The 23,706-nt window shown below is 49.4% G+C and carries 21 protein-coding genes; 8 read left to right on the forward strand and 13 right to left on the reverse strand.

The features are described 5' to 3' along the window. Nucleotide 1 precedes the first annotated feature (1 nt). From BW972_RS05600 to BW972_RS05615, 4 genes are all read right to left on the reverse strand, one after another. Nucleotides 2-1,339: a M16 family metallopeptidase gene (locus BW972_RS05600; RefSeq protein WP_076421383.1), complete on the reverse strand. Its 1,338-nt coding sequence runs from the start codon at nt 1,337-1,339 to the stop codon at nt 2-4. A 220-nt stretch (nt 1,340-1,559) separates the two neighbouring features. After that, a complete protein-coding gene (locus BW972_RS05605; protein WP_143731873.1) occupies nt 1,560-2,522 on the reverse strand; it encodes a hypothetical protein in 963 nt (320 codons plus the stop codon). A 249-nt stretch (nt 2,523-2,771) separates the two neighbouring features. Further along, nucleotides 2,772-4,154, reverse strand: coding sequence for a dGTP triphosphohydrolase (gene dgt, locus BW972_RS05610; RefSeq protein ID WP_076421385.1), 1,383 nt, complete (start codon nt 4,152-4,154; stop codon nt 2,772-2,774). An 18-nt stretch (nt 4,155-4,172) separates the two neighbouring features. Beyond that, the gene (locus tag BW972_RS05615) at nt 4,173-5,090 is read right to left on the reverse strand and encodes a DUF3667 domain-containing protein (RefSeq protein ID WP_071530808.1); all 918 of its coding nucleotides are present in this window, start codon (nt 5,088-5,090) and stop codon (nt 4,173-4,175) included. A 612-nt stretch (nt 5,091-5,702) separates the two neighbouring features. Here BW972_RS05615 and BW972_RS05620 point away from each other — a divergent pair. Further along, nucleotides 5,703-6,167 (forward strand): Hsp20/alpha crystallin family protein, encoded by a 465-nt coding sequence (locus BW972_RS05620; RefSeq protein WP_007652092.1) that lies wholly within the window; start codon nt 5,703-5,705, stop codon nt 6,165-6,167. 49 nt (nt 6,168-6,216) lie between these two features. On the opposite strand, the gene BW972_RS05625 is transcribed toward BW972_RS05620, so the two are convergent. The 4 genes from BW972_RS05625 to BW972_RS05640 all read right to left on the reverse strand — a co-directional run bounded on the left by BW972_RS05625 (nt 6,217) and on the right by BW972_RS05640 (nt 11,765). After that, nucleotides 6,217-8,439, reverse strand: coding sequence for a T9SS type A sorting domain-containing protein (locus BW972_RS05625; protein ID WP_083674082.1), 2,223 nt, complete (start codon nt 8,437-8,439; stop codon nt 6,217-6,219). A 136-nt stretch (nt 8,440-8,575) separates the two neighbouring features. Next, a complete protein-coding gene (locus BW972_RS05630) occupies nt 8,576-9,655 on the reverse strand; it encodes a site-2 protease family protein (protein WP_076421386.1) in 1,080 nt (359 codons plus the stop codon). An 88-nt stretch (nt 9,656-9,743) separates the two neighbouring features. After that, complete coding sequence (locus BW972_RS05635; protein WP_076421387.1) at nt 9,744-10,724, reverse strand: TIGR03885 family FMN-dependent LLM class oxidoreductase; 981 nt, start codon at nt 10,722-10,724, stop codon at nt 9,744-9,746. A 132-nt stretch (nt 10,725-10,856) separates the two neighbouring features. Then, on the reverse strand, nt 10,857-11,765 hold the full coding sequence (locus BW972_RS05640; protein ID WP_076421388.1) for an alpha/beta fold hydrolase: 909 nt from the start codon (nt 11,763-11,765) through the stop codon (nt 10,857-10,859). A 135-nt stretch (nt 11,766-11,900) separates the two neighbouring features. Here BW972_RS05640 and arfB point away from each other — a divergent pair, with 135 nt between their 5' ends. Then, nucleotides 11,901-12,317: an alternative ribosome rescue aminoacyl-tRNA hydrolase ArfB gene (gene arfB / locus BW972_RS05645; RefSeq protein WP_007655499.1), complete on the forward strand. Its 417-nt coding sequence runs from the start codon at nt 11,901-11,903 to the stop codon at nt 12,315-12,317. Nucleotides 12,318-12,521: 204 nt separating this feature from the next. Then, nucleotides 12,522-13,169 carry a hypothetical protein gene (locus tag BW972_RS05650; protein ID WP_076421389.1) on the forward strand — a complete coding sequence of 216 codons (648 nt, stop codon included), beginning with the start codon at nt 12,522-12,524 and terminating at the stop codon, nt 13,167-13,169. A 178-nt stretch (nt 13,170-13,347) separates the two neighbouring features. On the opposite strand, the gene BW972_RS19850 is transcribed toward BW972_RS05650, so the two are convergent. From BW972_RS19850 to BW972_RS19860, 3 genes are read right to left on the reverse strand one after another with little or no spacing between them, the layout of a single operon-like run. Further along, complete coding sequence (locus BW972_RS19850) at nt 13,348-13,512, reverse strand: hypothetical protein (RefSeq protein WP_159439848.1); 165 nt, start codon at nt 13,510-13,512, stop codon at nt 13,348-13,350. 52 nt (nt 13,513-13,564) lie between these two features. Then, on the reverse strand, nt 13,565-13,741 hold the full coding sequence (locus BW972_RS19855; RefSeq protein WP_155800721.1) for a hypothetical protein: 177 nt from the start codon (nt 13,739-13,741) through the stop codon (nt 13,565-13,567). A 52-nt stretch (nt 13,742-13,793) separates the two neighbouring features. Continuing rightward, nucleotides 13,794-13,970, reverse strand: a complete 177-nt coding sequence (locus BW972_RS19860) for a hypothetical protein (protein WP_155800719.1) — start codon at nt 13,968-13,970, stop codon at nt 13,794-13,796. A gap of 343 nt (nt 13,971-14,313) precedes the next feature. Here BW972_RS19860 and BW972_RS05655 point away from each other — a divergent pair, with 343 nt between their 5' ends. Then, nucleotides 14,314-15,159, forward strand: coding sequence for a cyanophycinase (locus BW972_RS05655; protein WP_076421390.1), 846 nt, complete (start codon nt 14,314-14,316; stop codon nt 15,157-15,159). Here BW972_RS05655 and BW972_RS05660 read toward each other — a convergent pair. Beyond that, nucleotides 15,156-16,064: an NAD(P)/FAD-dependent oxidoreductase gene (locus BW972_RS05660; protein ID WP_007655492.1), complete on the reverse strand. Its 909-nt coding sequence runs from the start codon at nt 16,062-16,064 to the stop codon at nt 15,156-15,158. The genes BW972_RS05655 and BW972_RS05660 overlap by 4 nt on opposite strands. A gap of 234 nt (nt 16,065-16,298) precedes the next feature. On the opposite strand from BW972_RS05660, the gene BW972_RS05665 reads away from it, so the two are divergent. Together BW972_RS05665 and BW972_RS05670 are read left to right on the forward strand one after the other, a co-directional pair. Further along, the gene (locus tag BW972_RS05665) at nt 16,299-17,537 is read left to right on the forward strand and encodes an OmpP1/FadL family transporter (protein WP_076421391.1); all 1,239 of its coding nucleotides are present in this window, start codon (nt 16,299-16,301) and stop codon (nt 17,535-17,537) included. A gap of 19 nt (nt 17,538-17,556) precedes the next feature. Then, nucleotides 17,557-18,996 carry an SGNH/GDSL hydrolase family protein gene (locus BW972_RS05670; RefSeq protein ID WP_076421392.1) on the forward strand — a complete coding sequence of 480 codons (1,440 nt, stop codon included), beginning with the start codon at nt 17,557-17,559 and terminating at the stop codon, nt 18,994-18,996. 106 nt (nt 18,997-19,102) lie between these two features. On the opposite strand, the gene polA is transcribed toward BW972_RS05670, so the two are convergent. Next, nucleotides 19,103-21,949 carry a DNA polymerase I gene (gene polA / locus BW972_RS05675; RefSeq protein ID WP_076421393.1) on the reverse strand — a complete coding sequence of 949 codons (2,847 nt, stop codon included), beginning with the start codon at nt 21,947-21,949 and terminating at the stop codon, nt 19,103-19,105. A gap of 281 nt (nt 21,950-22,230) precedes the next feature. Here polA and BW972_RS05680 point away from each other — a divergent pair, with 281 nt between their 5' ends. Together BW972_RS05680 and BW972_RS05685 are read left to right on the forward strand one after the other, a co-directional pair. After that, on the forward strand, nt 22,231-22,809 hold the full coding sequence (locus BW972_RS05680; RefSeq protein ID WP_234986303.1) for a hypothetical protein: 579 nt from the start codon (nt 22,231-22,233) through the stop codon (nt 22,807-22,809). Nucleotides 22,810-23,014: 205 nt separating this feature from the next. Next, the gene (locus BW972_RS05685) at nt 23,015-23,590 is read left to right on the forward strand and encodes a hypothetical protein (protein ID WP_076421394.1); all 576 of its coding nucleotides are present in this window, start codon (nt 23,015-23,017) and stop codon (nt 23,588-23,590) included. The last annotated feature ends 116 nt before the right edge of the window (nt 23,591-23,706 follow it).

The following is a 23,706-nucleotide window of genomic DNA, read 5'->3' on the forward strand; positions in this document are numbered from 1 at the left end:
ATTAATTGCTTTGTTGAGCTGACTTAGGCAGGTAGTGCAACACCACGCGGTTGTTCTTGGTGAGGTACTTGTTGGCCACGCGCTGGATGTCTTCTTTCGTCACTTTCATGTAACGGTCAATCTCGTTGTTGATCAGGTTGGCATCACCGTAGTAAACGTGGTAGTTGGCCAGGTTCTCGGCACGACCGGCCACGGTGCTGTTCTGCTGCACAAACTGGCTTTCCATCTGGTTGCGCAGTTTCTGGAACTCACGCTCGTTAATCAACTCCTTTTTTACCAGCTCAATCTCTGCATCCACAGCTGCTTCAAGATCCTTCACATCCACGCCCATGTTGGCGATGGCATAGGTCAGGAACAAGCCCGGATCTTCAGTTGGGAAAGGGATAGAAAGGGCTGCAACTGCCTTCTGCTGCTTGTCCACGATGGCCTTCGGCATACGCGCACTCTTACCACCGGAAAGCAAAGTAGTTAACATAGACAGTGCATAATGGTCTTCAGTACCCTGCGCCGGGATGTGGTAAGCCTGAATAACGGCTGGCAACTGGATGTTGTCATACACCACTTTGCGGCGCTCCTCTGTCTGAGCTGGCTCTACGATGTTTGGTCTTGGAATCTCCTGCGTGCCTTTCGGGATCTTCGCGAAGTATTGCTCAATTAGCTTCTTCGTATCGTCGATGTTGATGTCACCGGCGATAGAAAGCGTCGCGTTGTTTGGCACATAGAAGGTCTTATAGAAATCGCGGAATTCCTCGATTTTCGCATTGTTCAGGTCTTCGAACGTGCCGATCGGCGTGATTTTGTATGGGTGCTCTGTGTAAGCAAGACCGAACGTATTCTCCAGGATAGTACCGTAAGGCTGGTTGTCTACGCGCATGCGCTTTTCTTCCTGCACTACTTTACGCTGCGTCTCTACGCCCACTTCGTCTACCTTAGCGCCTACCATACGCTCAGCTTCCATCCAAAGGCCAAGCGCCAGTTGGTTAGAAGGCAACAGTTCGTAATAGTAAGTACGGTCGAACGACGTATTGGCATTGAGGGAGCCACCGGCTGCCTGTACCATGTTCATGTACTGGCCACGCTCAATGTTTTCAGTGCCTTCGAACATCAAGTGCTCGAAAAAGTGAGCAAAGCCTGTACGGCCTTTCACCTCGTTTTTAGAACCCACATGATATAGCACCGACACGGCCACGTTGGGCGTAGAGTTGTCTTGGTGCAGGATCACATGCAGCCCGTTCAGGAGCGTATACTCCGTGAATTCGATCTTATTGCTCTTAGTCTGGGCGAAGGCCGCGAAGCCCGTAGCGCACCACATAAGGCAAAGGATAAGCTTACGTTTCATAAAATGATTGTTTAGGAATAGTAAAGCTCTATACACAACATGTGTTATAGAAACTATAAAATTAATCTAAATCGTGGAGGGGTTTTCCACAAATAGCCGAACACAGGCGATTGCTCTACTAACCGGGGAGAGAAGCAGATGAATCGGGGGATTTTGGGGGAATAGAGTAAATACGAACACTTGTACTTTGTGCCTGAGTGGGACTTTCCCTAAGCTCTTGCTACAGTACCTGCTGCAGTTGTTGTAAAATAAACTTCTTGGGTAAGTTAAGCAGGAGTGATAGAAGGAAGAATGCAAAAAGCGTATACTTGGCTTGTACAATGTCTTTATGCTTGTCAGGAAGGGCGACAAAGGTATAGATTAAGCCAATGAACAACGGAAAGCTAAACGGAGACAGTAACCGGTAGTCTAGTGCATCAAAGTAAGAGACAAAGCGGAGTGCTAAAATAGCAGTCAGGTATAGGAGTGCTATACCGATGCATATCATCGAAAAGCTATTCTGCCTGAGCTCTTGCCAGAAGTTATAATGTTTTTTTATCTTAAAGGAAATGAAGGTCAATACTGCCAGTTGGATAGTAGCTGTTACATAAAGTAAGTAGTCTGGTTGGTTCTGAGGTCTGTACTCGCGGATGATGAGGAACTCGTTAAGGAGGCCTCTGAAAAGCATGACAATAAATGCGCCTATCGTTTCCGTTTCATCTTCCAGCCTGTCGAACCCAGTAGTAAAACCACTAAGCCTGTAATTAATATATAAATACGCTCCTGCCAGCATTGCGAGTACAATTGAACTTGTGAACAAGTACAGAGCAGGCTTGTAGCTGCCTCTATAAGCAAAGTATAGTCCCAGAAGAGCAGGCACAGCAAAAGAAAACGCACCGATATAGCGGATAAGAAATAACGCAAGGCAAACGGCGAACAGCAGCACAACATTTTTACCTGACCAGTTGCCAATAAAGATCTGATAAGTTATACCTGCCAGCAACAACCCAAGCAACAGAAAGGGAGCCTCTGACCATGTGAAGCTATACACTTCCATATAGGTGTAAGTTGCATAAACAGAAGCAATGATAAAAGCGTAGGGGCGACTTAGCTGTCTTAGGAAAACAAAGCCTATAGCCAGCAGTATGAAGTTTAGGAGCTTAGAGGACCAGTAAACATCCAGCGTGCTAAGTTCTGAAAACAAGTAGATTAATACCGGATAACCGACAGGCCAGGTTGAGAAGTAGGTCCTAGTGCCTGTTGCGCTTGTTACGTAAAAGCCATGTCCATCTTTCAAATTCTGTGCAAGGCCAAGGTAATGTGTCGAGTCAGGGCTAATATAGCCAGTTCCTTCTGCGTTGATTCGAAGAAGTATAATGGCTGCTGTTGCGAGGTATAGCAGCAACAGCAACAAATCTGCCCTTCTTAATTCATCCTTCAACATCCCCACAACTTAATACATCCTCGGCAACTCGATCCCCTTAATCTTCCGATACAGCCCGAGTGCGGCCTGGTCGGTGAGGCTGGTCACGTAGTCGGTGATGTGGATGATGCGCTCGTAGTCGGAGGCGCCTTCGGGTAGTTTGAGGTAGTGCTGTGGTATGAGGTCAGCTATTTTGCGGTGGTGCTTTGATTCCTGGCGAAACGCGGCTTTCATGCAGGCATCCAGCAAGCCGCCCAGCACTTCGAAGCCCGCTGCTTCGATCTCTAGTACCGGTTTATTCCGGTATATCAATTCTACAGACAGACTTTTGATTTCGTCAAGTACGGGCTTGCAGGTGAGTTCGTTAATCAGTGGCTTGTCATATGTGCCGGCTAATATAGCATCTTCATGCTGCAAAAATATTTGCGAGGTTTCTTGTATCAGCTTTCCGATGATGCGGGCCCGCAGGTAGCCGATCTCTTCGCGCCAGTCATAAAAAGTAAGGCTGGAAACGCGGTTGGGGTCATCGTTGAGAATTTGGCGCAGCAGCGCTATGCCTTGCTGGTGCGGAACCAGGCCAAGCCGTAGCCCATCTTCAAAATCTATAATGCGGTAGCAAATGTCGTCAGCGGCTTCCACCAGAAATGCCAGCGGGTGACGATGATAAAATACTTGGTCGTCAGCTCCTTTCCCCAACAGGCCTAATTCCTGTGCAATGGTGTCGAACCACGTCTTTTCGGTCTGGAAGAAGCCATACTTCTTTTCGCTTGTACTTTTCGTGCCTTTCACTTCTGGCAGCGACTCCTTGGGGTACTTGGTGAATGTTGCCAGCGTCGTAAAGGTTAGGGCTAGACCACTGTGACTGACGCCATCAGGTAGCTTGCAGTGTGCCGGGTAGGTATAGGTAAGTACTCTGAAACCAGCCGCATTGCCTTCAAAACGCTGCAGGTCGGCTTTCTGCGCATCTGTCAGGTTTGTTAAGAAAGGCTGGGCCTCTTCGCTCAGGAAATAAGCCGAAATGGCGTCTTCACCGGAGTGACCAAATGGCGGGTTGCCTATGTCGTGCGCCAGACAGGCAGCCGCAACTATATCGCCGAAGTCTGCCTCCTGTATATTCTTATCTCCTGTCAGTTCGGGGTAGCGCTCCAATATGCTTTTGCCAACGATACGACCAAGTGAGCGTCCTACAACTGACGCTTCCAAACTATGCGTGAGACGGGTATGCACAAAGTCACTCTCTGGCATCGGCATAACCTGCGTCTTGTTCTGCAGGCGGCGAAAAGCTGAGGAGAATACAATTCGGTCGTAGTCACGTTGAAACTCGCCACGCACCGATTCATCAGAGCTATACCTGCTATCCGACGTCTCGAAGCGTTTCTTTGAAATTAAGCGTTCCCAGGAAGTAGTAGTCATGTAATAAGAGGGTATAAATTAACTGAAGAGCACGCTGATGCCAACAGTAGCTATAAATAATATGGCCAATGAGATCAGATAAGTTAATCCGATCGGGATCAGTTTAACTGCTGTGCGCAGGTAGGATTCTTTATACACATAGCGCAATGCAAAAAACAAATAGACCATGCTAATCAGGAATACCCAGCCATTGGTGTCAATATTACTGAAAATCACTTCTACCAATATGGCAAACATGATCAGCAGGAAAACAAAGGTATGGAAATGAACAGAGAACATCAGGTGTTCCACGTAATTGCGACGCTGTGATCTGTAAAACAGGTATAGGATAAACCCGAAGAACGGCATAAGTACAAACATCATAAAAGAGATGTTTTTTAGCAGCTTTTGCCTCGACTGCTCTTCATTTTTGAGGAAATTCCTAAACTTATTATCCACCTCTTCATTGATGATAACAGATGATGTGTCACCTGCAATGAAAGACGAGGTGTCGTTGGCCGGAAGACCAGCCTTGACTCTGGCCAGCGAGTCTGCTTGCAATATCTGAGCTACAGCTTCCGGGTTAGTTGTTTCCAGTTGATTTTTTGCACTCTGAGCGTCACTGATCACAAGACCGTCTGAAGCAAACAAGGCAACGGCGGTAAAGAAAAAGATGCTTACAAATACATAAAGCCTGAAAGGCGGTACGTAGGATACCCTTTTGCCCAGATTGAATTTCTCTGTCAGGTAGCCGGGGCGGGTAAGCAGGTACTTAAAAGTGAGCCAGAATTTTGTATCGTAGTGCAGGGTGCTCTCAAAAAACTCCTCTACCAAATGCTTAACAGGAACATTCAGGTCGTGGTTTTCCTGCCCGCAGTTAGGGCAGTAATTGTTAACCTCTTCAAAGGTATAGCCGCAATTAGGGCATTGCACAAATTTTCGTCTTTTTTTGGCCATAGGTATGCGTTAGGTAACATACTTGAAAGTCAAATATAGCATACTCACTATAATAAAACTACCATAGCTTTCATCCTAAGGGCTTTAGGTATGTATAATAGTCTGTTGTTGTAACAATATAAATGTAATTTGGAATGTTACTTTTTATAAGTGTTTTAAAGTGTTTATGTGTGTTGCCAGCCTGTCAAGCATCTTTGTAATTTGAAAATTAAGATTTATACAGCTATTATCAAAGTTACCTTTAAAGGTAAACTCTCCTTTTTGTGCTGCTGATGTTTCGCAACATTTGTATAGTTACTCGAGCCTATTCCGAGCAATGAAAAACAGACTGTCCCTTTCCAAGCTGTGAAAACAACATGCGAGCCACTGACTAAACCCTGCGTCGGGTATGCGCTTATGCTCCTGGAGTGTATGCCCTGACATCTGAAAACAAACCTTAACCCTGAAAAGCAGCCAGAAACAGATTATTGTTTCTGGCTGCTTTTTTTATTTTTATTCAGAGGTAAACTATAAAAAAATCAAGGCGTAAAAATAGGGGAGTCACTCTATCCCAGTGAGCCAGATGACTCCAGATGTTCAACCAAAACAAAAGGAGGTACCACTATGAAGCCAATGAAAAAAGAACGCACAGGAGGTGAGAGTCTCACTCCCAGGTCTTTCTTTACAGACTTTTTCAGCGATGTAGATCGTTTTTTTGAGAACGACCTGCTAAGAATGCCGGCGCAGATTGGGCGGCAGATTATGCGGAACATGCCTGCCACCAACATTCGTGAGAATGAAAGAGAATATACCATTGAATTGGCTGCCCCAGGTATGGCGAAAGATGATTTCGAAGTAAACGTGGATGAAGGTATGCTGACCATCAGCAGCCAAAAGGAGCATGATGCTACAACAGAAGAGGATAATTATACCCGCCGCGAATATAACTACAGCTCTTTCAGCCGTTCATTTAAGCTGCCGGACGCCGTGAAGGCAGAAGAAATAAAAGCGCGCTATGAAGAGGGCGTGCTGAAAATAACGGTACCAAAACAAGAGCAGACAAATACCAGCAATCGCAAGCGCGTAAGCATTGAGTAAGGTGCTTATCTAAACTGAAAAAGGGGGCTCTACAGCCCCCTTTTTCAGTTTATTGCAATTTGACCACTTTTGTGACGCCGCTGTTGTTGCCCTCACTCCAGCGCAGCACGTATGTGCCCGACGCCAGGTCAGATACGTTGACTTCGATGATGTCGGTGCCATCAGTTACGGTAGCTTCCAGATCGCGCACCTGTCGTCCCTGTATGTCGTATAGCTGCAGCTGCAGGGTAGAGGTGCTGCGCACCAGGTACTCGATCCGCAGCGTTTCGCCTGGCGAACCATTGGCATTGGTGGTCAGCCCAATTGGGTTAGGGTATACCCTGAAGACGCGAAGGTCGCTTGGGTTAAGCACAAGCACTCTGCCTGAGAACGCTTCTGAGTTATTGCTGTAGACCACACGCAAGCGATAATAGCTACGGCGCGGTAGCGGACTGCTGTCAGTAAAGGTATAGTCGCGGGCTTGTCCGGAGGCCGGAACCTGACCTACGTCTTCCCAGGTTTGTCCGTCCTGGCTGCGCTGAACCACAAAGCGGGCTATACCTTGCTCCGTGCTGGTTGTCCATATAACCTCCACGGCGCCAGCGTTCGTAAAGGCAGCGTCGAAGGTGAAGATTTCGGAAGCCAGGTTGCACTCGCCATCCAGCTTAGGTGTCATGGCAGAACGCCCTCCACAGGCAGGAGGGGTAAGACTCCGGTTTAGTACCAGGTTGGCTCCTGCTATATCAGGAGGAGTCAGGTCACGGATTTGCGTCCTGCGGCCTATATTATAGTGCATCAGGGTATTCGGCAAAATAACGTGGCCAAGCTGGTGCGCATGACCCAACTCGTGCAGGATCACCGTTTCGAAGTCGAATTGATTGGTGGCCGGAGCACCCGGACCGTACTGCCAGCTGATGTTGCTGTTGATCTCCATGTCAAATTCCGTGAGCCAGAAGGTTGTATCGCGACGCGTGCCGCTAATGGCCACACAGCCTCTATACTTGCTTATTGTGCGGGCCAGCACACCCTGGCCAGTCACAGCCGAGGACGCAAAGCGAATGACGCTACGGCTATCGTCAGCTGAACTCTCCGTTGTGGTAGCAGCTCCGATTATCCAGTTTACATTTGTGGTGCACACCCAATTGTTCACAGCACGTCTGAAACCCTCCTGCGCAGCCGCTCTGTTTTGCATGCTAGGGGCAAATTGTATGGTGTAGCCGCCGCTCCTGTTTGCATCAATCAGCAAAGGCTGGAAGGGCGTGTTGCCACCTTCAGCTACTACATTGGAATAAGCGAATTCGATTATGAGCGTGCCGGCACTCATACCTGAAGTTCCGTCATTCGCAGTGACTTTTATCTGACCCGTGCCAGCCGTACCGCCTGTCTGGGTATAAGAAGGCACCCTTAATCTAATCTGGTTATTGCTCCATGATAAGTAGTCAGAGGCATAGGGGCGGACCATGGTAGTGCCTCCATCGTCGGCATTGGGGAACTCCACAAATCCGTTGCCCCGTGAACTGCCGAAGCCTGTGCCGTTAATGGTGAGGATGGCGCTAGTACCGGCACTGGTGCGGGCAGGGCTAAAGCTGGTTACCACGACAGCCTGCGTCGCCTGCGTGCTCTGCTGCTTCAACTGTGCCTTCAGACCTGAGTCCAGCCTGTCATTCACTACAACAGTTTTATATTGCTGCCCCATGCGGGAAGTCACCGCCTGGTATACCTCCTGCACCGACTTGTACTGCCTGAAAGGATCGGCAGCAGTACCCCGTTCCACATCATAGCGCACAAAGCCCTGCCGGCTGGCGTATGGTCTGGTAATAATTGAAGCTGCACTGGCAACTATACCTGTAGGAGCACCTCTGCTCAGAAAAAACATGCCCTGCTGCCCTTTTTGCAGCTGAAGTGCTGATGAAACGGTATGCATCGCCAGGCCAACGGTACCACCATCCGTGATCACCTCTACCTGACGCTCCTTTACCTCTCCCTTGAATATTTTGAAAAGCCGGACAGTATGTGCTGTATAGATAAGCTCCTGTCTGGCATCCCAGAATGATCTTTGAGCTACTACTTCGCCCTCTACAATGATGTCAGCCGCTTTTATGCGCTCTTCAAGTGGGATAGGCACCATGTGCAGGTCTTCGGAGGCTTGTGCCGCAAAGGAAATCACCGAAAGAAGTAATGCCAACAGGATGGCAGCGCTTCGTGACCACAGACGGTCAGGTGTTGGGAGTATGGTGGTCATAGACTGGTGCGGATTGTCAGTTTTGCTATCGATAAAATCAGGATGTCGCATTCCTAAGCGGCCATAACGTTCTATTACGCAAAAGGATGTGCAGAGGTATGCGTGGTTTAATGCCAAATATAATAAAATTGTGTGTCAGGAGCAGTAAATCAAGTATAGCTTTTGCCAGGTAGCCATAGTTTTAAATTTAATGAGCCAAGGCAGATTTAATCAGAATAAATTCATTGATGTTATCTGTGTTGATCACGCCGGCAAGGCGACCATTCTCGAGTACCGGGTAAAGTGGCGCCTTTGTTTTCTGTAGTTCCGTGTAGGCCTCAGCTAGCTTGTCCTGCACATTGAAAGCTTTAACCTCCTGTGTCATGATATCCGATACCGGGCTCTCTATTTTTTCTTCTTTTACGGCTTGTATCAGCTGCATCCGGGTGAGCGTGCCAACCACCTGTCCGTCCTGCTCCACCACAAAGTCATGCTCCGAGCCTTTGAGAAGCTTGCCAAGGGCGTCACGTACGGTTTCAGTGGGTGCCAGGGTCACGAAATTGGTCATCATACCTTCGCGCACCAGATGGCCGCGCAGAAAATCAAGGTGCTGCACGATCATATTCTCGGACCAGGCACCAAAGAAAACGAAGATGCCGATCAGGATCAGAAAAGGGTTGTAGAAAAAGCCGATAAACACAAAGAAGATAGCCAGCAGCTGCCCCAGGTTTGCCGCGATCTGAGTAGCCCGCACCCGACCTAGCTTAAAAGCCAGCAAAGCCCGCAGTACACGCCCGCCATCCATCGGAAACGCAGGTATAGCATTGAAGATGACAAGCATCAGGTTTACAAAGAATAGCAGGTATAGGAAGTTAGCCGGTGTGATACGTGTAAAAAACTCCTCGCCGGGTATCTCATTCAGAGAAGGCAGTATCAGCCAAAGCACAAAGGCGATCACCACATTCACGGCAGGGCCAGCGATGGCGATCATGAGTTCCTGCTTCGGGTTTTCAGGTATACGCTCCAGGCTGGCCACACCGCCTATGGGTAGCAGCGTGATCATTTTGGTGCTGACTCCGTAACGCCTTGCTGTGAGCGCATGCCCAAGCTCGTGCAGCACTACGCACAAAAAAATGGTCATCACAAAGGCCACCGACAAAAGAGTGGTGGTCATGTCGGAACCCCGCTGCATTTCCGAAAACACGATCCAACCGATCAGGATCAGGAATGTCCAGTGCACCAGGATCTTGATGCCCGCTATTCTGCCAAGGTTAAGGGACCATTTCATAGGGCGTGTATACGAGTCGTGTTATACCTGTAACGTGCTTATACGCTATAAGTTAATAACAAAACATGCTTTGTGGCAGTGCTATGCTCTATCCTAAAAGCTGTGGCACAACCTTGTCGCCAAACACATCAATAAAGCGCTCCTGCTCCAGGTTCACATTATGCAGAATCAGCTGACTGAAGCCCAGGTCGATGTCCTGCTGCAGCCACTCGAGGTGCTGGCCTGGTTCGGCTGAAACCCGAACATGCTCCCGAAGGTCCTCTTCGCGCACAAACATGGCTGCCTGCTCCAGTTGCTTGGTCGTACGCATATCAGAGAGCACAGCGCTCGGGAAGATGTTGGATCGCCACTGGTCATGAGCTCCCTGCAAGGCCGCTTTCTCGTCTTTGTCGTAGGAGAGCTGGACTTTCAGGTACATGGGCTTTCCCTCGCCGCCACCTCTGTGAAAGGCTTCCACCATTTTCTTAAGTTCTTTTGGCGGCTTTGATACGGTGATCATACCATCGGCCCAGCTGCCCACCCACTCTGCTGTTTCTTCGGTGATGGCCGCCCCGATGATTTTAGGAGCTACCTTGGCGCGGGTATAGAGCTTGGCCTGTTCCACTTTCACAAGACCGTGGTGGGTGACAGTTTCGCCGTCCCAAAGCGCCCGGATGATATCGACGCACTCCTTCAGTCGGTTGTTGCGGTCTTGCTTCACGGGCCAGGGATCACCGGTAATTTGCTCGTTTATGTATTGCCCGCTACCCATGGCTACCCAGAAGCGTTCCGGAAACATCTCGGCAAGCGTAGCGGCGGCCTGTGCGATGATGGCAGGATGGTAGCGCTGACCTGGGGCATTGACTATACCAAAAGGCAGTTTAGTAGCCTGCATGGCAGCTCCAAGCCATGACCAAGCAAAGCCGCTTTCGCCCTGGTCGAGGCTCCAGGGGGCGTAGTGATCAGATGACATGGAGGCATTGAAGCCCGCCTGCTCGGCCTTTTGTACATACTGGAGGAGCTCACTCGGCTTAAACTGTTCGTGCGAGGCATGGTAGCCGATTCGGAGCGTATTATTGTTTGGGTTCATAGGTATAGCCACAAATTTATTCTATGGCATACGGCGATGCTTTGCGCTTTGGTTTCGCGTGAAGCTACGGACACAAAAAAAGGAGCAATCCGATATGGCCTGCCCCTTTCTTGCCCAGGTAGATAGTCCGGGTTATTTTACGTTCGACAGAAAGGTTTTCACATGCTTGTGGAAAAGGGCCGTCTGCTCCTGATAAGGGCAATGGCCTGTGGCCATGGGGCGGTAAGTGGCGTTCCTGAACTTGAACAGACGGTAATGCTCAGGCCCTACTGATAAATCATTGTTGCCAGAGATGACCAGTACCGGCATTTTAAGCGATGCGCTCTTAATAGTGAAGTCCTGCGCGTATTCCGGGAAGTCCCATACCTTGCTGCCAAAGTCCCAGTTGAGGGTGGTGTCCATCACGGCGTTCATCTGGTCAAACATTTCCTTTTTAGGATACATCATTTTGTACATCATGCCCTGCTGGTTCAACTGGTAGGCGACCCCGTTCAGTGCTTCACCGATTGAGCCGTCAGTTTTACGGAAGTCAGACTCAGGCTTGCCAAGCAGGCGAGCGCCATTTTTGATGTAACTTTCCAAGGCATCGTTCAGGTATAGCGTGGAGTTTACAAATATGGCAGCGCTGATACGTTTCGGATGTTGGTAAGCATACTCGGTCGCGATGGTGCCACCAAAGGAGTGCGGCATGATCATCCACTTGTTGTAACCCAGGTGCTCACGCAGCTCTTCAAAGTCCTGCACCACGCGGGCCAGGGAGTAGTCTTTGGTTTCGGAGCTGGAGGAACGGCCGCAGCCGCGCTGGTCTACGTAGATCATGGTCATGTCCTGTTCTACCACATCGCCACCCAACGCATAAAAGTATTTAGTCCAGGAGCCGGGGCCGCCGTGGATAAAGAGGCAGGGCTTGCCCTCGCCTGCCATGCGCACGTATAGCTGCACACCATCAGAAGTAGTGAAGTAAAATGACTTGTTGACAGCCTGCGTGATTTGCGTAAGTGCAAGCAGCATAAACAGGCAGACAAAGCGTAACATTTTCATAGAACAGGTATGAGGTGATCAAAAATTTCACAAAAGACGCTCGAAAAGATGAAAAGACGCATATTTGCTGCATATTATTGGTGAACAGGTATAAAGAGCTGGCTACAAGATTGATTTGAAAGGTATAGCATCGGTATGACAGATATTAGAGAACGTGACTTTGAGCGGGAGCTGAGCTTTCAGGCTTCGCGTAGTGGGGGAGCTGGCGGGCAAAACGTGAATAAGGTAGCCAGCAAGGTTGAGCTGCGCTTCCATGTGGGCGACTCAGAACTGCTGACAGACGAGGAAAAGGCACTGGTGTTGGAGAAACTGGCTAGCCGCATCAACAATGAGGGCTTTCTGCAGGTGGTGTGCCAGGCAGAGCGCAGCCAGTTGCAGAACAAGGAGCAGTGCATTGAGCGCTTCTATGAGCTGCTCCGGCAGGCACTTACCCGACAGAAAAAGCGCAAAGCCACCAAGCCCACACGAGCATCCGTGCGCAAACGCCTCGAAAGCAAGCGCCGCCAATCCGACAAAAAGGCCAGCCGTGGCGGTTTCAAAGGCGACTACTAAGGTATAGCCATCATCTATTTCTCCGCTCAGGTATACCTGTCTGGCAAATGCGGGCGTTCCCATAGTTCAGTTCTCGCAGTGGCGCCTTACGGTAGCCAGGAGTTCTTTTCAAAAAAACATCGGCATGCTGGCATTGCTCTGCTCTATTTGTGTAGAATAGGTAAGATATTTGCAACGGCAGGAGCCAGACTCCGAATACAAACCATGAAGAAGATTTTTATTACGATACTATTGGTGGCGGGAGCGGCTACGGCCAGCCAGGCGCAGAAGTACAGAACAGCAGCAGGTATACGACTCGGTGGCGACCAGTTTGGAGCCACCGTGCAGCAGCGCATTGCAGAGAAAACCACACTGGAAGGTATAGCGCTGGTTGGGTCGCGGGAGTATAGTGGCACCTTGCTTTATCAGCGGCACTGGCCCATGCTGGGCAAGCGCTTCAACTACTACCTGGGCGGCGGCGGCCACATCGGAAATCTGAAAGACCAGGGCGTGTTCACCGGTTTGGATGCCATTGTGGGAGTGGAGTACAAGATAAACGGCTTGCCTATTTTGCTCTCAGCTGATGTAAAACCGGCGCTGCACTTCAACCACGAAGACTGGGTAAACCTGGCCACAGGCATCTCGATCCGCTACGTAATTGTGCCCGAGAAGAAAGAAAAAAAACGGATCTGGCCATTTGGCAAGCAAGAGGTGGAAGAGGAGAAATCGGGTTGGCCTTTTGGCAAGAAGAAAGAACCGGAGACCCCTAAAAAGAAGGTATGGCCATTCGGTAAGAAAGAGGAACCTGCTCCTGAGCCTGAACCTGAGAAGCGGATAGACCTGAACAAGATATTCAAGAAAAAGGAAAATTAGCAGCAATCGCCCGACCCCATTCAGGTCGGGCGATTGCTATTTTATAAGGGCAATGTCTTTCTGTTCGCCCTGTCTGTGCAAGAGCGTAACGGTGGTTCAGGAAAAGGCTTTGTAAATGCTGGGCCCAGGTATAAGCTTTGTTATACGGTTTGGCAAAGGCCCTGAAAAAGGTGCGGAACTATAGCATGGCCATGGGCTGAGAAGCAGGAGCTTCGTTGCTGTAAAGCAAGGTGAGGCGCTCCTGTTGCAAGCGATCAGCCAGCAGCGCACGCTCGTCAACTGTTTTTTTCAAGGCGAAGCCAAAGGCGGCTACCAGGGCTAACAAAAGAATGATGATTTTCATGGTTTTATTCAGTACTAATGGCGGAGTTAGGAAACAGGTATAATCAGGAATGCTACTTTATGAGAGAGTCACGCGAAATGGTAATCACTACCTCAGGAAGCAGGTTAGGATAACGCTGTAGTTCCTTTAGCTCCTGGCGATGCTTCATTTCCTTCAGGTCGCTGGTAGTTTTTTTGCCAGCAGCTCCGAAGGCGGCTGTAAGTCCAAACAAAAGAATCAGGATTTTCATAGTAATTCAGGTTAAGATGATGGTGTATATTGGGTTGAGATCAGTTAGGATGTTAGGCCTTTGGTGCTACGATCAGCACTTCTGGCAACAGGTTAGGGTAGCTGCGTAGCTCTTTTTGCTCTTGCTGCAGTTTGTACTTGGCGGCTGTTACTCTGATATCGTCTGCTGTCTTTTTGCAGGTGGCTCCGAAGCCGAGTACTATGGCGAATAATAAGATGATGATTTTCATAATAGTTGATATTTAAAAGGTTTTTCGTTTCATGTTGTAAGTACTTAATAGATAGAGGAGTTAGGTAAAAGGTTGCTTGGCGTTCCTAAATTTTTTTTTATTTCTGATTAGCATATTACATTTTATGTGCCATTCAGTTAAAATGCTGATAATAAGGCGATTATGAATTTAGATTAACGGTTTGTCTACTTAAATCGTCCAATAGCGTACAGGTGTTTGTTCGAAAACGAACAGGATTTTAACAGACTGCTGTGCCGTTCAGATCTTTTCGGGCACTCAATTGTAAAGTGTACAGGCGTTTATCGTGAGGAGAACGTGAATAGTCAAATAAACAGGAGCACCAATGTATAAAGGTACCTTAATAGCGCTCGGAGGTGGGTATGATGATGACTTAATTAAGTTGATCAGGTCTGAGATATGTCCGATACATTCCCGTATCGAAGTAATAGCAACTGCTACCAGTGATCCAGAAGAGTCTGGTAAGGCGTACAAAGAAGCCTTTGAAGAGCTAGGCTGTGACTGTGTGCAGTTCATGCTCATCGACGAAAACCACGCCGCTGACCAGCCAGAGTATATCAGCCGCATCCAGCAGGCTGACGTTATCTTTTTTACGGGGGGGGACCAGGTTCGTTTAATTGAGTTTCTGAACGGGACACAGCTACTCGAGATCATGCGTCGCCGTTATCACCAGGAGCCCATCATCATAGCCGGCACCAGCGCAGGGGCCGCCATCATGTCAGACCGTATGATCTACGATGGCTACGGACACTACTCGCTTATCAAAGGAGAGATGAAAACCACGATCGGCTTCGGGTTTATCAGCCATGTATACATCGACACGCACTTTGTGGAGCGTGGCCGCTTCGGGCGACTAGCCCATGCTGTGGCGCACGATCCGGCGTATGTTGGCGTGGGGTTGAGCGAGGAAACGGGCATAATTATCAAAGAGGGGAATAAAATAGAAGTGTTCGGCACAGGAGTTGTGACAATCATTGACGCCAGCAAGATCCGGTTCACCAATACAAGGCAGGTATCTGAAAACGAGCCTATTGCCGTAGAGCACCTGATTATGCACATGCTGGTAGAGGGATACCGCTATTGCCTGAAGGAGCACCTTTTTCAGCCTGTGGAGCAGCATCTGCCAAGCCCCGCCCAGGAGGCCAGCGATGCTACTGCCAGCATAGCCTAAGGTTTTACTCTGTCCTCCTGCTGCAACTCCATGTTGATGGCCACCCCGGCTTTGGCGCCCTCGGCTGCCGCCACAATCACCAGTTGCATATCACGGGCCGCATCACCGGCCACATAAAGGCCCGGAATGTTGGCTTGCTGTAGACGACGTGTCTTGATGACACCTTTGCCGGTAAACTCACAGCCCAGCTGCCGGCCGATATCCGACTGCTGACTGGTTTCGCCCGAAAAGAAAAGGGCCCCCTGTTGCTTCGACTCGCCGTTCTGCAAAACAATTCGTTGTAGCATGCCGTCATCGCCCTCCAGACGGGTAATCGCTTCCGTGCATACCTTTACTCCGTTTAGGTTGAGCAATTCCATGTCTTTGTTGTTGAGTTTCTGGGTGCCGTCGGTATACAAGGTCACATCGTCACTCCAGTTTTTCATGGCCAGGGCCTGGCCTATGCCGCTGCGGTCTTTTCCGTATACAGCTATGGCTTTGTCACGATTCTCCCAGCCGTCGCAGTACGGGCAGTGGTGCACACTCTGGCCATAAAGTTCTTCTATGCCTTCCACTTCAGGCAGAGCATCTCTGAGGCCGGTAGCCAGCAGCATCTTGCGTGAGTGGTATACATTTTCGTCCTCGTCGTCTACTACATACTGGCCTTTGCTATAAGTGGCTGTTTTCACGGCACGGTCTATTATCTGCACGCCGTATTTTACGAGTTCTTCTCGTCCCTTCTTTATAAAATCACGCGGGTTTACCCCGTCACTGGACAAAAAGCCATTCATGCTGGTGGCCCACCGGTTGCGGGGCTTGCCACTGTCAAACAAGAGCACTTTACGGCGCGAACGCCCCAGTATCATGGCGGCATTCAGGCCAGCAGGCCCTCCGCCTATTATAATCACGTCGAATTGTTCCTTCATTTGGGTTTTAAGTTGAGACTCTATAAACGCAGAATCCCTTTCTGGGATAGCTTTCGCATCAAAAAAACTGCTTTCGGTAAGCTTTGTTCAAAGCTGTCCGGATAGAACAGAAAATTTTTCGACCAAAAACTGATTTTATTTGAAAAAAGGTGGTGCATGTGCTTTAGGAAGTATTAATGTTTTATATATTTGTTTTACCTTATTAACACCCTATATTTAAACAAGTCGCATTTTATGAAAAGCAAAATCTTAGCCTTATTAGGTAGCGCCCTGCTCACAGGTACGGCCATGGCTGGCGGATACCAGGTAAACCTGGCGAGCCAGCGCCAGATTGGTATGGGCCACACGGGTACAGGCCTTCTGACAGGTACGTCCAGCATCTTCTTTAACCCTGGAGCCATGAGCCACATCGGCTACAGTGGCGTGACGATAGGCGGCAGTGCGCTTGTCTCCAGAATTGCCTATTCTGCTCCTGAGTCTGGAGGTGTTACGGCTCGTACAGATAACCCACTGGGTACTCCCTTCCAGGTGTATGGCGTGTACAACATAAATGAGAAATTCTCTGCAGGCCTTGGTGTATACACGCCGTTTGGCAGCACCGTGAACTGGGGCGATGAGTGGAGCGGCCGTTATGGATTGAACCAACTGAAACTGCAGGCTATTTATGTGCAGCCGACTATTAGCTATGCTATTACAGACAAGCTGGGTATAGGTGTAGGTCTTTCGTATGTAATTGGAAGTGTAAACCTGCAGCGTTCGCTGCCTGTGCAGAGCCAGGACGGCACTGAAGGCGGTATTGAACTGGATGGCAGCGCTGAATCAGCGTTTGGCTTCAACGCAGGTATTTTCTTCCAGCCAACAGAGAAACTCTCTATCGGTGTGAACTACCGCTCCAAAGTAAACCTGAGTGTAGAAGGTGGCGATGTGATGTTCAGTAACATTCCAGCGGCTGCACGCGGCAACTTCCCTGATGGCACGACTTTCAACGCGGAACTGCCAATGCCTTCAACACTTTCAGTGGGTATAGGCTTCAAGCCGAACGAGCGTCTGACATTAGCTGCAGATGTGAGCCATGTAGGCTGGGATGCCTATGAGAAGCTGCGCTTCGATTTCAGCCAGAACGTGGGTGGCAGTCCTTTCTCAGAGGCTAGCCGTAACTACGAGAACGCTTTCATCTATCGCATCGGTGGTGAGTACATGGCAACAGATGCCTTGGCCCTTCGTGCCGGTGCTTACCTTGACAAGACACCTGTACAGGACGGCTACCTGACACCAGAAACGCCGGATTCAGACTCACGTGGTCTTTCTGCAGGTATAGGGTACTCCGTTTCTGAAAACTTCAGCATCGACGCATCTTTCCTTTACATCAACAGAAAAGAGAGAACTGATGCCGCTAACCTGTCTGGTGGTATACCTGGCACTTTCAAGGCGGTGGCCTACATTCCTGGCATCGGTCTGAATTTCAAGTTTTAATTATTTTTGACTAAGTAACATGAAAAAGTCTTTATATACATCGAGTGCACTTGCATTGCTTGCTGGCGTACTTTTAACAAGCTGCGACCCGGATATCGATACACCGGCGTCAAGTGCCGGAGAAGCTGATTTTACGAAATATATAGCTGTTGGTAACTCCCTTACAGCCGGGCAAGGTGATGGTGGTGTGTACCGCGAGGGACAGCTTAACTCTTATCCAGCTATTATGGCGGAGCAGTTCAGAACTGTGGGTGGCGGTGAGTTTACACAGCCGCTTTTCACAGAAGAGCAGCGCAACGGCACCGGATATCTTCGTCTGGCGGGCTTTACTGCGCAGGGGGCTCCTATTACGGCTAACGTTACTGACAACCTGGCCATAAGAAGTGCAAGCCCACGCTTATACACCAAGTATTTAGAGCCTATCAATAACCTGGCGGTGCCAGATATCAAAGTTGCGGATATAAAAACAGCAGGATACGGATCTACACAAGGTAATCCTCATTTTGAGCGTATCACACCTGATAACAACGCTTCGCAAACTTATTTGCAGCGCGTTCAGCAGAGTACAGATCACACGTTCTTCAGCTTATGGCTAGGCAATAACGATGTGCTTTCTTATGCCACTTCAGGTGGTGCTTTTTCAGGCGGTATGCTTAACTCTCCAGCGAGAACAATCACACCAACTGCGACATTTGATGCTAACTACTCAGAATTACTGACTGCTTTGACAGCTGGTGGCCAGGAAGGTATAATTGCTACAATTCCTGATGTAACGGCCATTCCGTTCTTCACTACAGTAGGGCCGTCTGTGCAGCAATTGCTGACAGCTAACAACATACCTGGTATGGTTGCGCTAACAGGCTCCGGTAGCTCTCGTATACAGATTGCTACATCTCAAATCAATGCTGCACAGAATGGTGTCTACTTCCTGTTGACTTCTTCTGCCTACGCTCCTTTAGTAGGACAGCCTACCGGCAGATACTGGAGAGAATTAGCCAGACAAGTGAGCCCAAGCCAGGATGCAAACGTGGTTAGACTTACTTTAGCTGGCCTGTTGGCGAACTTCCAAATTGATACGACTGCTATGTTCGGTCTTTCAGCTGGCAATCCAGTGCCAAGCGCATTGATACTGGATGCCGCAGAGCAGCAGAATGTCAGAACAGCTACAGAAGCATTCAATAATATCATTAAGGCGCAGGCAGATGCCAGAAACCTGGCTCTGTTTGATGCGAACGCCTACTTCAATACTGTCAAAACAGGCTTTGGCAAGAATGGTGTTGCTTATTCTCCTGCTTTCATTACAGGTAACCTGTTCTCGCTGGATGGCGTGCACCCAACTCCTCGTGGTTATGCATTTGTGGCCAACGAAATGATCAGAGCCATTAACAGTAAATATGGTGCCAATGTGCCAACCGTAGATGAGACTCAATACCGCACAGTTCTTTTCCCTGTGCAGTAACACACAGTATCTCCGTAACAAGAAAGGCGCCTCCTTTGCGGGAGGCGCCTTTCTGTTTTTATCAGGTATAGCAGCAGGTATAAGCAGCCTTATAGGCTTGTATACCTTAGTGTGCTTCCAGCCAGTTCTTGCCTACGCCCAAGCCCACCTCCATCGGCACGCTTAGCGGCAGGGCATTGGTCATCAGTTCCACGATCTTCGGCGTTACGATGTCCACTTCTTCTTTCGGTGCATCGAACAGCAGTTCGTCATGCACCTGCAGGATCATGCGGGTCTTCAGGTTTTCGTGGCGCAGGTACTCGTGTATGTTGATCATCGCGATCTTGATGATATCGGCGGCAGTACCCTGAATGGGGGCGTTTACGGCGTTGCGCTCGGCAAACCCACGTACTGTGGCGTTGCGGGAGTTAATGTCGCGGAGGTAGCGACGGCGGCCCAGCACAGTCTCTACATATTCATGTTCTCGGGCCTTCTCAATGGCGCTGTCCATGTACTCTTTCACGGCTGGGAACTCCTCAAAATAAGCCTCAATGATGTCAGCAGCTTCGCGGCGTGGTATACCTAGTCGCTCGGATAGGCCGAACGCTGAAATGCCGTAGATGATGCCGAAGTTAATGGTCTTGGCCTTGCGACGCATTTCGCTGTCTACCTGGTCGAGCGGCACATGGAACACCTTGCTGGCTGTAGAGGCGTGGATGTCCAGCCCGTTTTTGAAAGCCTCTTTCATGGTTGGGTCACCACTAAAGTCAGCCATGATGCGCAGCTCGATCTGGGAGTAGTCCGCCGAGATGATCAGGTGCTTGCTGTTGCGAGGCACAAAGGCTTTGCGAATTTCGCGGCCGCGTTCGGTGCGGATTGGAATATTCTGCAGATTCGGGTTAGTGGAGCTCAAGCGTCCTGTAGCCGTTACCGCCTGGTTGAACGAGGTATGCACGCGGTTATCCAGTTCGCACACGAGCTGCGGCAAGGCATCCACGTAGGTCGACTTGAGCTTCGAAAGTTCGCGGTGGTCCAGGATCAGGCGTACAATCTCGTGCTCGCCAGCCAGCTTGGAGAGGATCTCCTCACCTGTGGCGTACTGCCCGGTCTTCGTCTTTTTGATCTTGGCCTTGCCATGTAGCCCCATTTTGTCGAAGAGCACTTCGCCGAGTTGTTTCGGTGAGCCGATGTTAAACTCTGTGTCAGCCAGTTCGAAGATACGGGTCTCTATCCCTTTAATCTCCTGCTCCAGCAGCAGCGAAATATCGGCCAGCGCATTGGCGTCGATCGATATACCTTCCTTCTCTATACCTGCCAGCACCTGCACGAGTGGGTTTTCCACTTCGTTGAACAGCTTCATCAGTCCCTGCTCCTGCAGCAATGGCTCAAAGTATTGCTTCAGGCGCAGCGTGATATCGGCATCTTCGCAGGCGTAGTCCTTCACTTCTTCAGGCTTCAGGTCGGCCATCGTGATCTGATTCTTGCCTTTCGGGCCGATCAGGTCGGTAATAGGTATAGGGCTGTAATTGAGGTAGGTCTCAGCCAGTACATCCATGTTGTGGCGCATTTCAGGCTCCAGCAGGTAGTGTGCCAGCATCGTGTCGAAGATCGGACCACTCACTTCGATGCCATAATTCTTCATCACCAGTATGTCGTACTTGATGTTCTGGCCAATCTTGGCAATGCTCGGGTTCTCAAGTATGTCTTTGAATTCAGCTGCAATGCTAACTGCCTCTTCTTCATTGTCGTGAGGCACTGGCACATAGTAGGCCTCTCCGGGCAAGTAACTGAAGGACATGCCTACAAGCTTAGCTGTAATTGGGTCGATGCTGCTGGTCTCAGTATCGAAGGAAATCTCCTGTTGTTTCTGCAGATAGCGGATCAAGCTCTGGCGCAAGGAAGGCGTGTCGATCAGGTGGTAGTCCTGCAGGGTATTGCTGAAGCGCTGGAACGGCACATGCTCGGTGGCTATATCTGTTTCGTCAGCTACAGCAGTGTCGGCAGGAGCCGCCGAGTCGAATAGCGAGGTTTGCTGCTGGTTAGCGGGCTTGCCACGTCGGGTCGCAACTTTGGCGGGGGATGCCTCGGCCATGGAGATACCCAGCACACGCTGCATCAGCTGACGGAACTCTAGCTCGGCAAACAGCTCAGCCAGTTGTTCTTCGTTAGGCCCGTCGTAGTGAAGCGCCTCCGCGCTGAACGGCACGGGCACATCGCAGTGGATAGTGGCCAACTCTTTGGACATCATGCCCTGTTCGGCAAAGTTTACCACGTTTTCTTTCTGCTTGCCTTTTAGCTGGTCAGCATTAGCGATCAGGTTTTCTACGGAGCCAAAACGCTGGATCAAAGACTTAGCCGTTTTCTCACCGATGCCCGGTATACCTGGTATGTTATCCACGGCATCGCCTTGCAGACCGAGTATGTCGATCACCTGCTCCACCCGCTCAATTTCAAACTTCTCCAGTACCCGCGCCACATCCCATACCTCCACGGCATTGCCGAGGAAAGCAGGCTTATACAGGAAAACATGCTCCGTCACCAACTGGCAGTAGTCTTTGTCAGGCGTCATCATGTACACGTCAAAATCATCTTTTTCGGCGCGGCAGGCCAGGGTGCCGATGATGTCATCGGCCTCGTAGCCGTCCATGATGAGCACCGGAATGTTAAAGGCCTCTACAATCTTTTTGCAGTAAGGTATAGCCAGTGAAATATCCTCGGGCATGGCCTGTCGGTTAGCCTTGTAGGCAGCGAAATTATCATGGCGAAAAGTTTTGGCCGCTGAGTCGAAAGCTACGCCAATGTGTGTGGGTCTTTCTTTCTGAAGTACTTCTACCAGGGTGTTGGTGAAGCCGAGCACAGCGCCCGTATTCATGCCCTTGGAGTTAATGCGAGGGTTTTTGCTGAAGGCAAAGTGCGCCCGGTAAATCAGGGCCATTGCATCAAGCAGGAATAATTTTTTACGTGGTTCGCTCATGTTATAAAGGTATAGGCTGACGGCTTGCTTTGCAAATTTCTGGTAGCGCCAGGGTATTAAGTTTGTACCGTTGGGGCTTTATACGCCACATTGCTACAACATGTCAGGAAATTAATTTTGCTGTAGAAATAAAATATAGAGATTAAACAATAAATGGAATAGTCTTTGTATCTTCCTAGTCCAGGAATGAAAATAAACAAAATTAAAATTAGAAAAGCAGGATGATGCACCTCATGACATGGAAAAGAGCGGTACTAAGTGTATGTTTCGTACTAACCGCCATGCTTGGCCACAGCCAGGATCTGATCGTCAAAAAGAACGGCGAAGAAGTAGTAGGGAAAATTGTGAAAGTGGGGGAAGACACTATCCATTATCGCATGCTAAGCGAAGAGAAAGGCCCACTGCGGTTTGTGCTCCGAAACGATGTGTCCTCTATGCAATTTGCAACCCAACCCTCACAGCGACAGCTAAACCAGTTGCCGCAGAGCAACGATGAATATGCTACCGCTTCCGCCATACCAACAGGTACCGGAGCGTCACGTAACTATACACCTGAAGAACTGATGTACCAGGGCCGGCATGATGCGCTAATGTACTACAAAGGACAAGGACCACTTTGGGGCACGGCCGGAGCGACCTTCCTGCTTCCTCCTGTCGGTTTGGTCACTGGCATTGTAACGGCGGCAGTACCACCTAATGTCGACAACCTGTTTCATCCGAACTATCAGTTAATGAAAGAGCCGGTTTATCGTGAGGCTTTCAAGAAGCAGGCCCACAAGCGTAAAGTAGGCAAGGCCGCAACTGGTTTCGGAATAGGCTTTGGCTCACTGATTGCCTTGGCTCTTATGTTAGGCGCATAAACCCCGCCTATACCTGATTACCCAGTTTGTAATCCCCAACCTGTGGAATTTTCGCTACACCCTATAGTGAATTCCCCAGGTTGGGGATTTTCGTTTTAATTTGTAATGGTTTGATTGTGAGTAACTTGAGTTAAATATATGGTTTTGGCACAGTTTTGACTAATAGGCTTTAGGAAAAATTAAACTTGAGCGACAGAATAAAACTATGAAAAAAATAACCTACCTGGCGGCCGCCATTGCTTTCTTTGGCTTTGCCTCACTTGACGCTAACGCACAGACTGACAAGAACAAAAAGAAGTCGAAGAAGAAGCAGCAAGTAGAACAAACTACTGAAACAGAAACTGAAGCGCAGGCCGAAACTGGAAATCAGGTAAACTATGAAGAGCAAGTACAGACTGAGACACAGGTAACAACTGAAACACAGACACAGACCCAAACTCAGACTGCAACACAGGAAGAAAATGTAAAGCGTGAAGCAATCACGCAGGAAGAGCTTCCGGAGCCCGTAAAGCAAACCCTGACTGCTGAGGCATTCAGCAGCTGGCAGATTGTAGAGGTGTTCCGCGTAACACCTAACGGAAATGCCGCTGGTGCTAACGCACAGGGTATGGAAAACCGTGCCGAGCAGGCGACTCAAAATGCGCAGAATACCAATGCACAGGCAAATGCGCAGGGCCAGGGTGCCAAAACAATGTATGAGATCTTCTTCACCAACGAGCAGCAGCAGAGCGCGAAAGTTCGCATTGATGAACAAGGTAACATTATCCGCGACCAAAAATAAGCCACATAGATTAGATATTAGCGACCCTAATATCATGGAACGAGCCTCCGCCCAGCGGGGGCTTTTCTGTTTTATGCCAACCTTAGCAGCTGCTTTTCGGTAAACAGTCGGAATGC

The organism is Pontibacter lucknowensis, from assembly GCF_900156415.1.
Lineage (GTDB): Bacteria > Bacteroidota > Bacteroidia > Cytophagales > Hymenobacteraceae > Pontibacter > Pontibacter lucknowensis.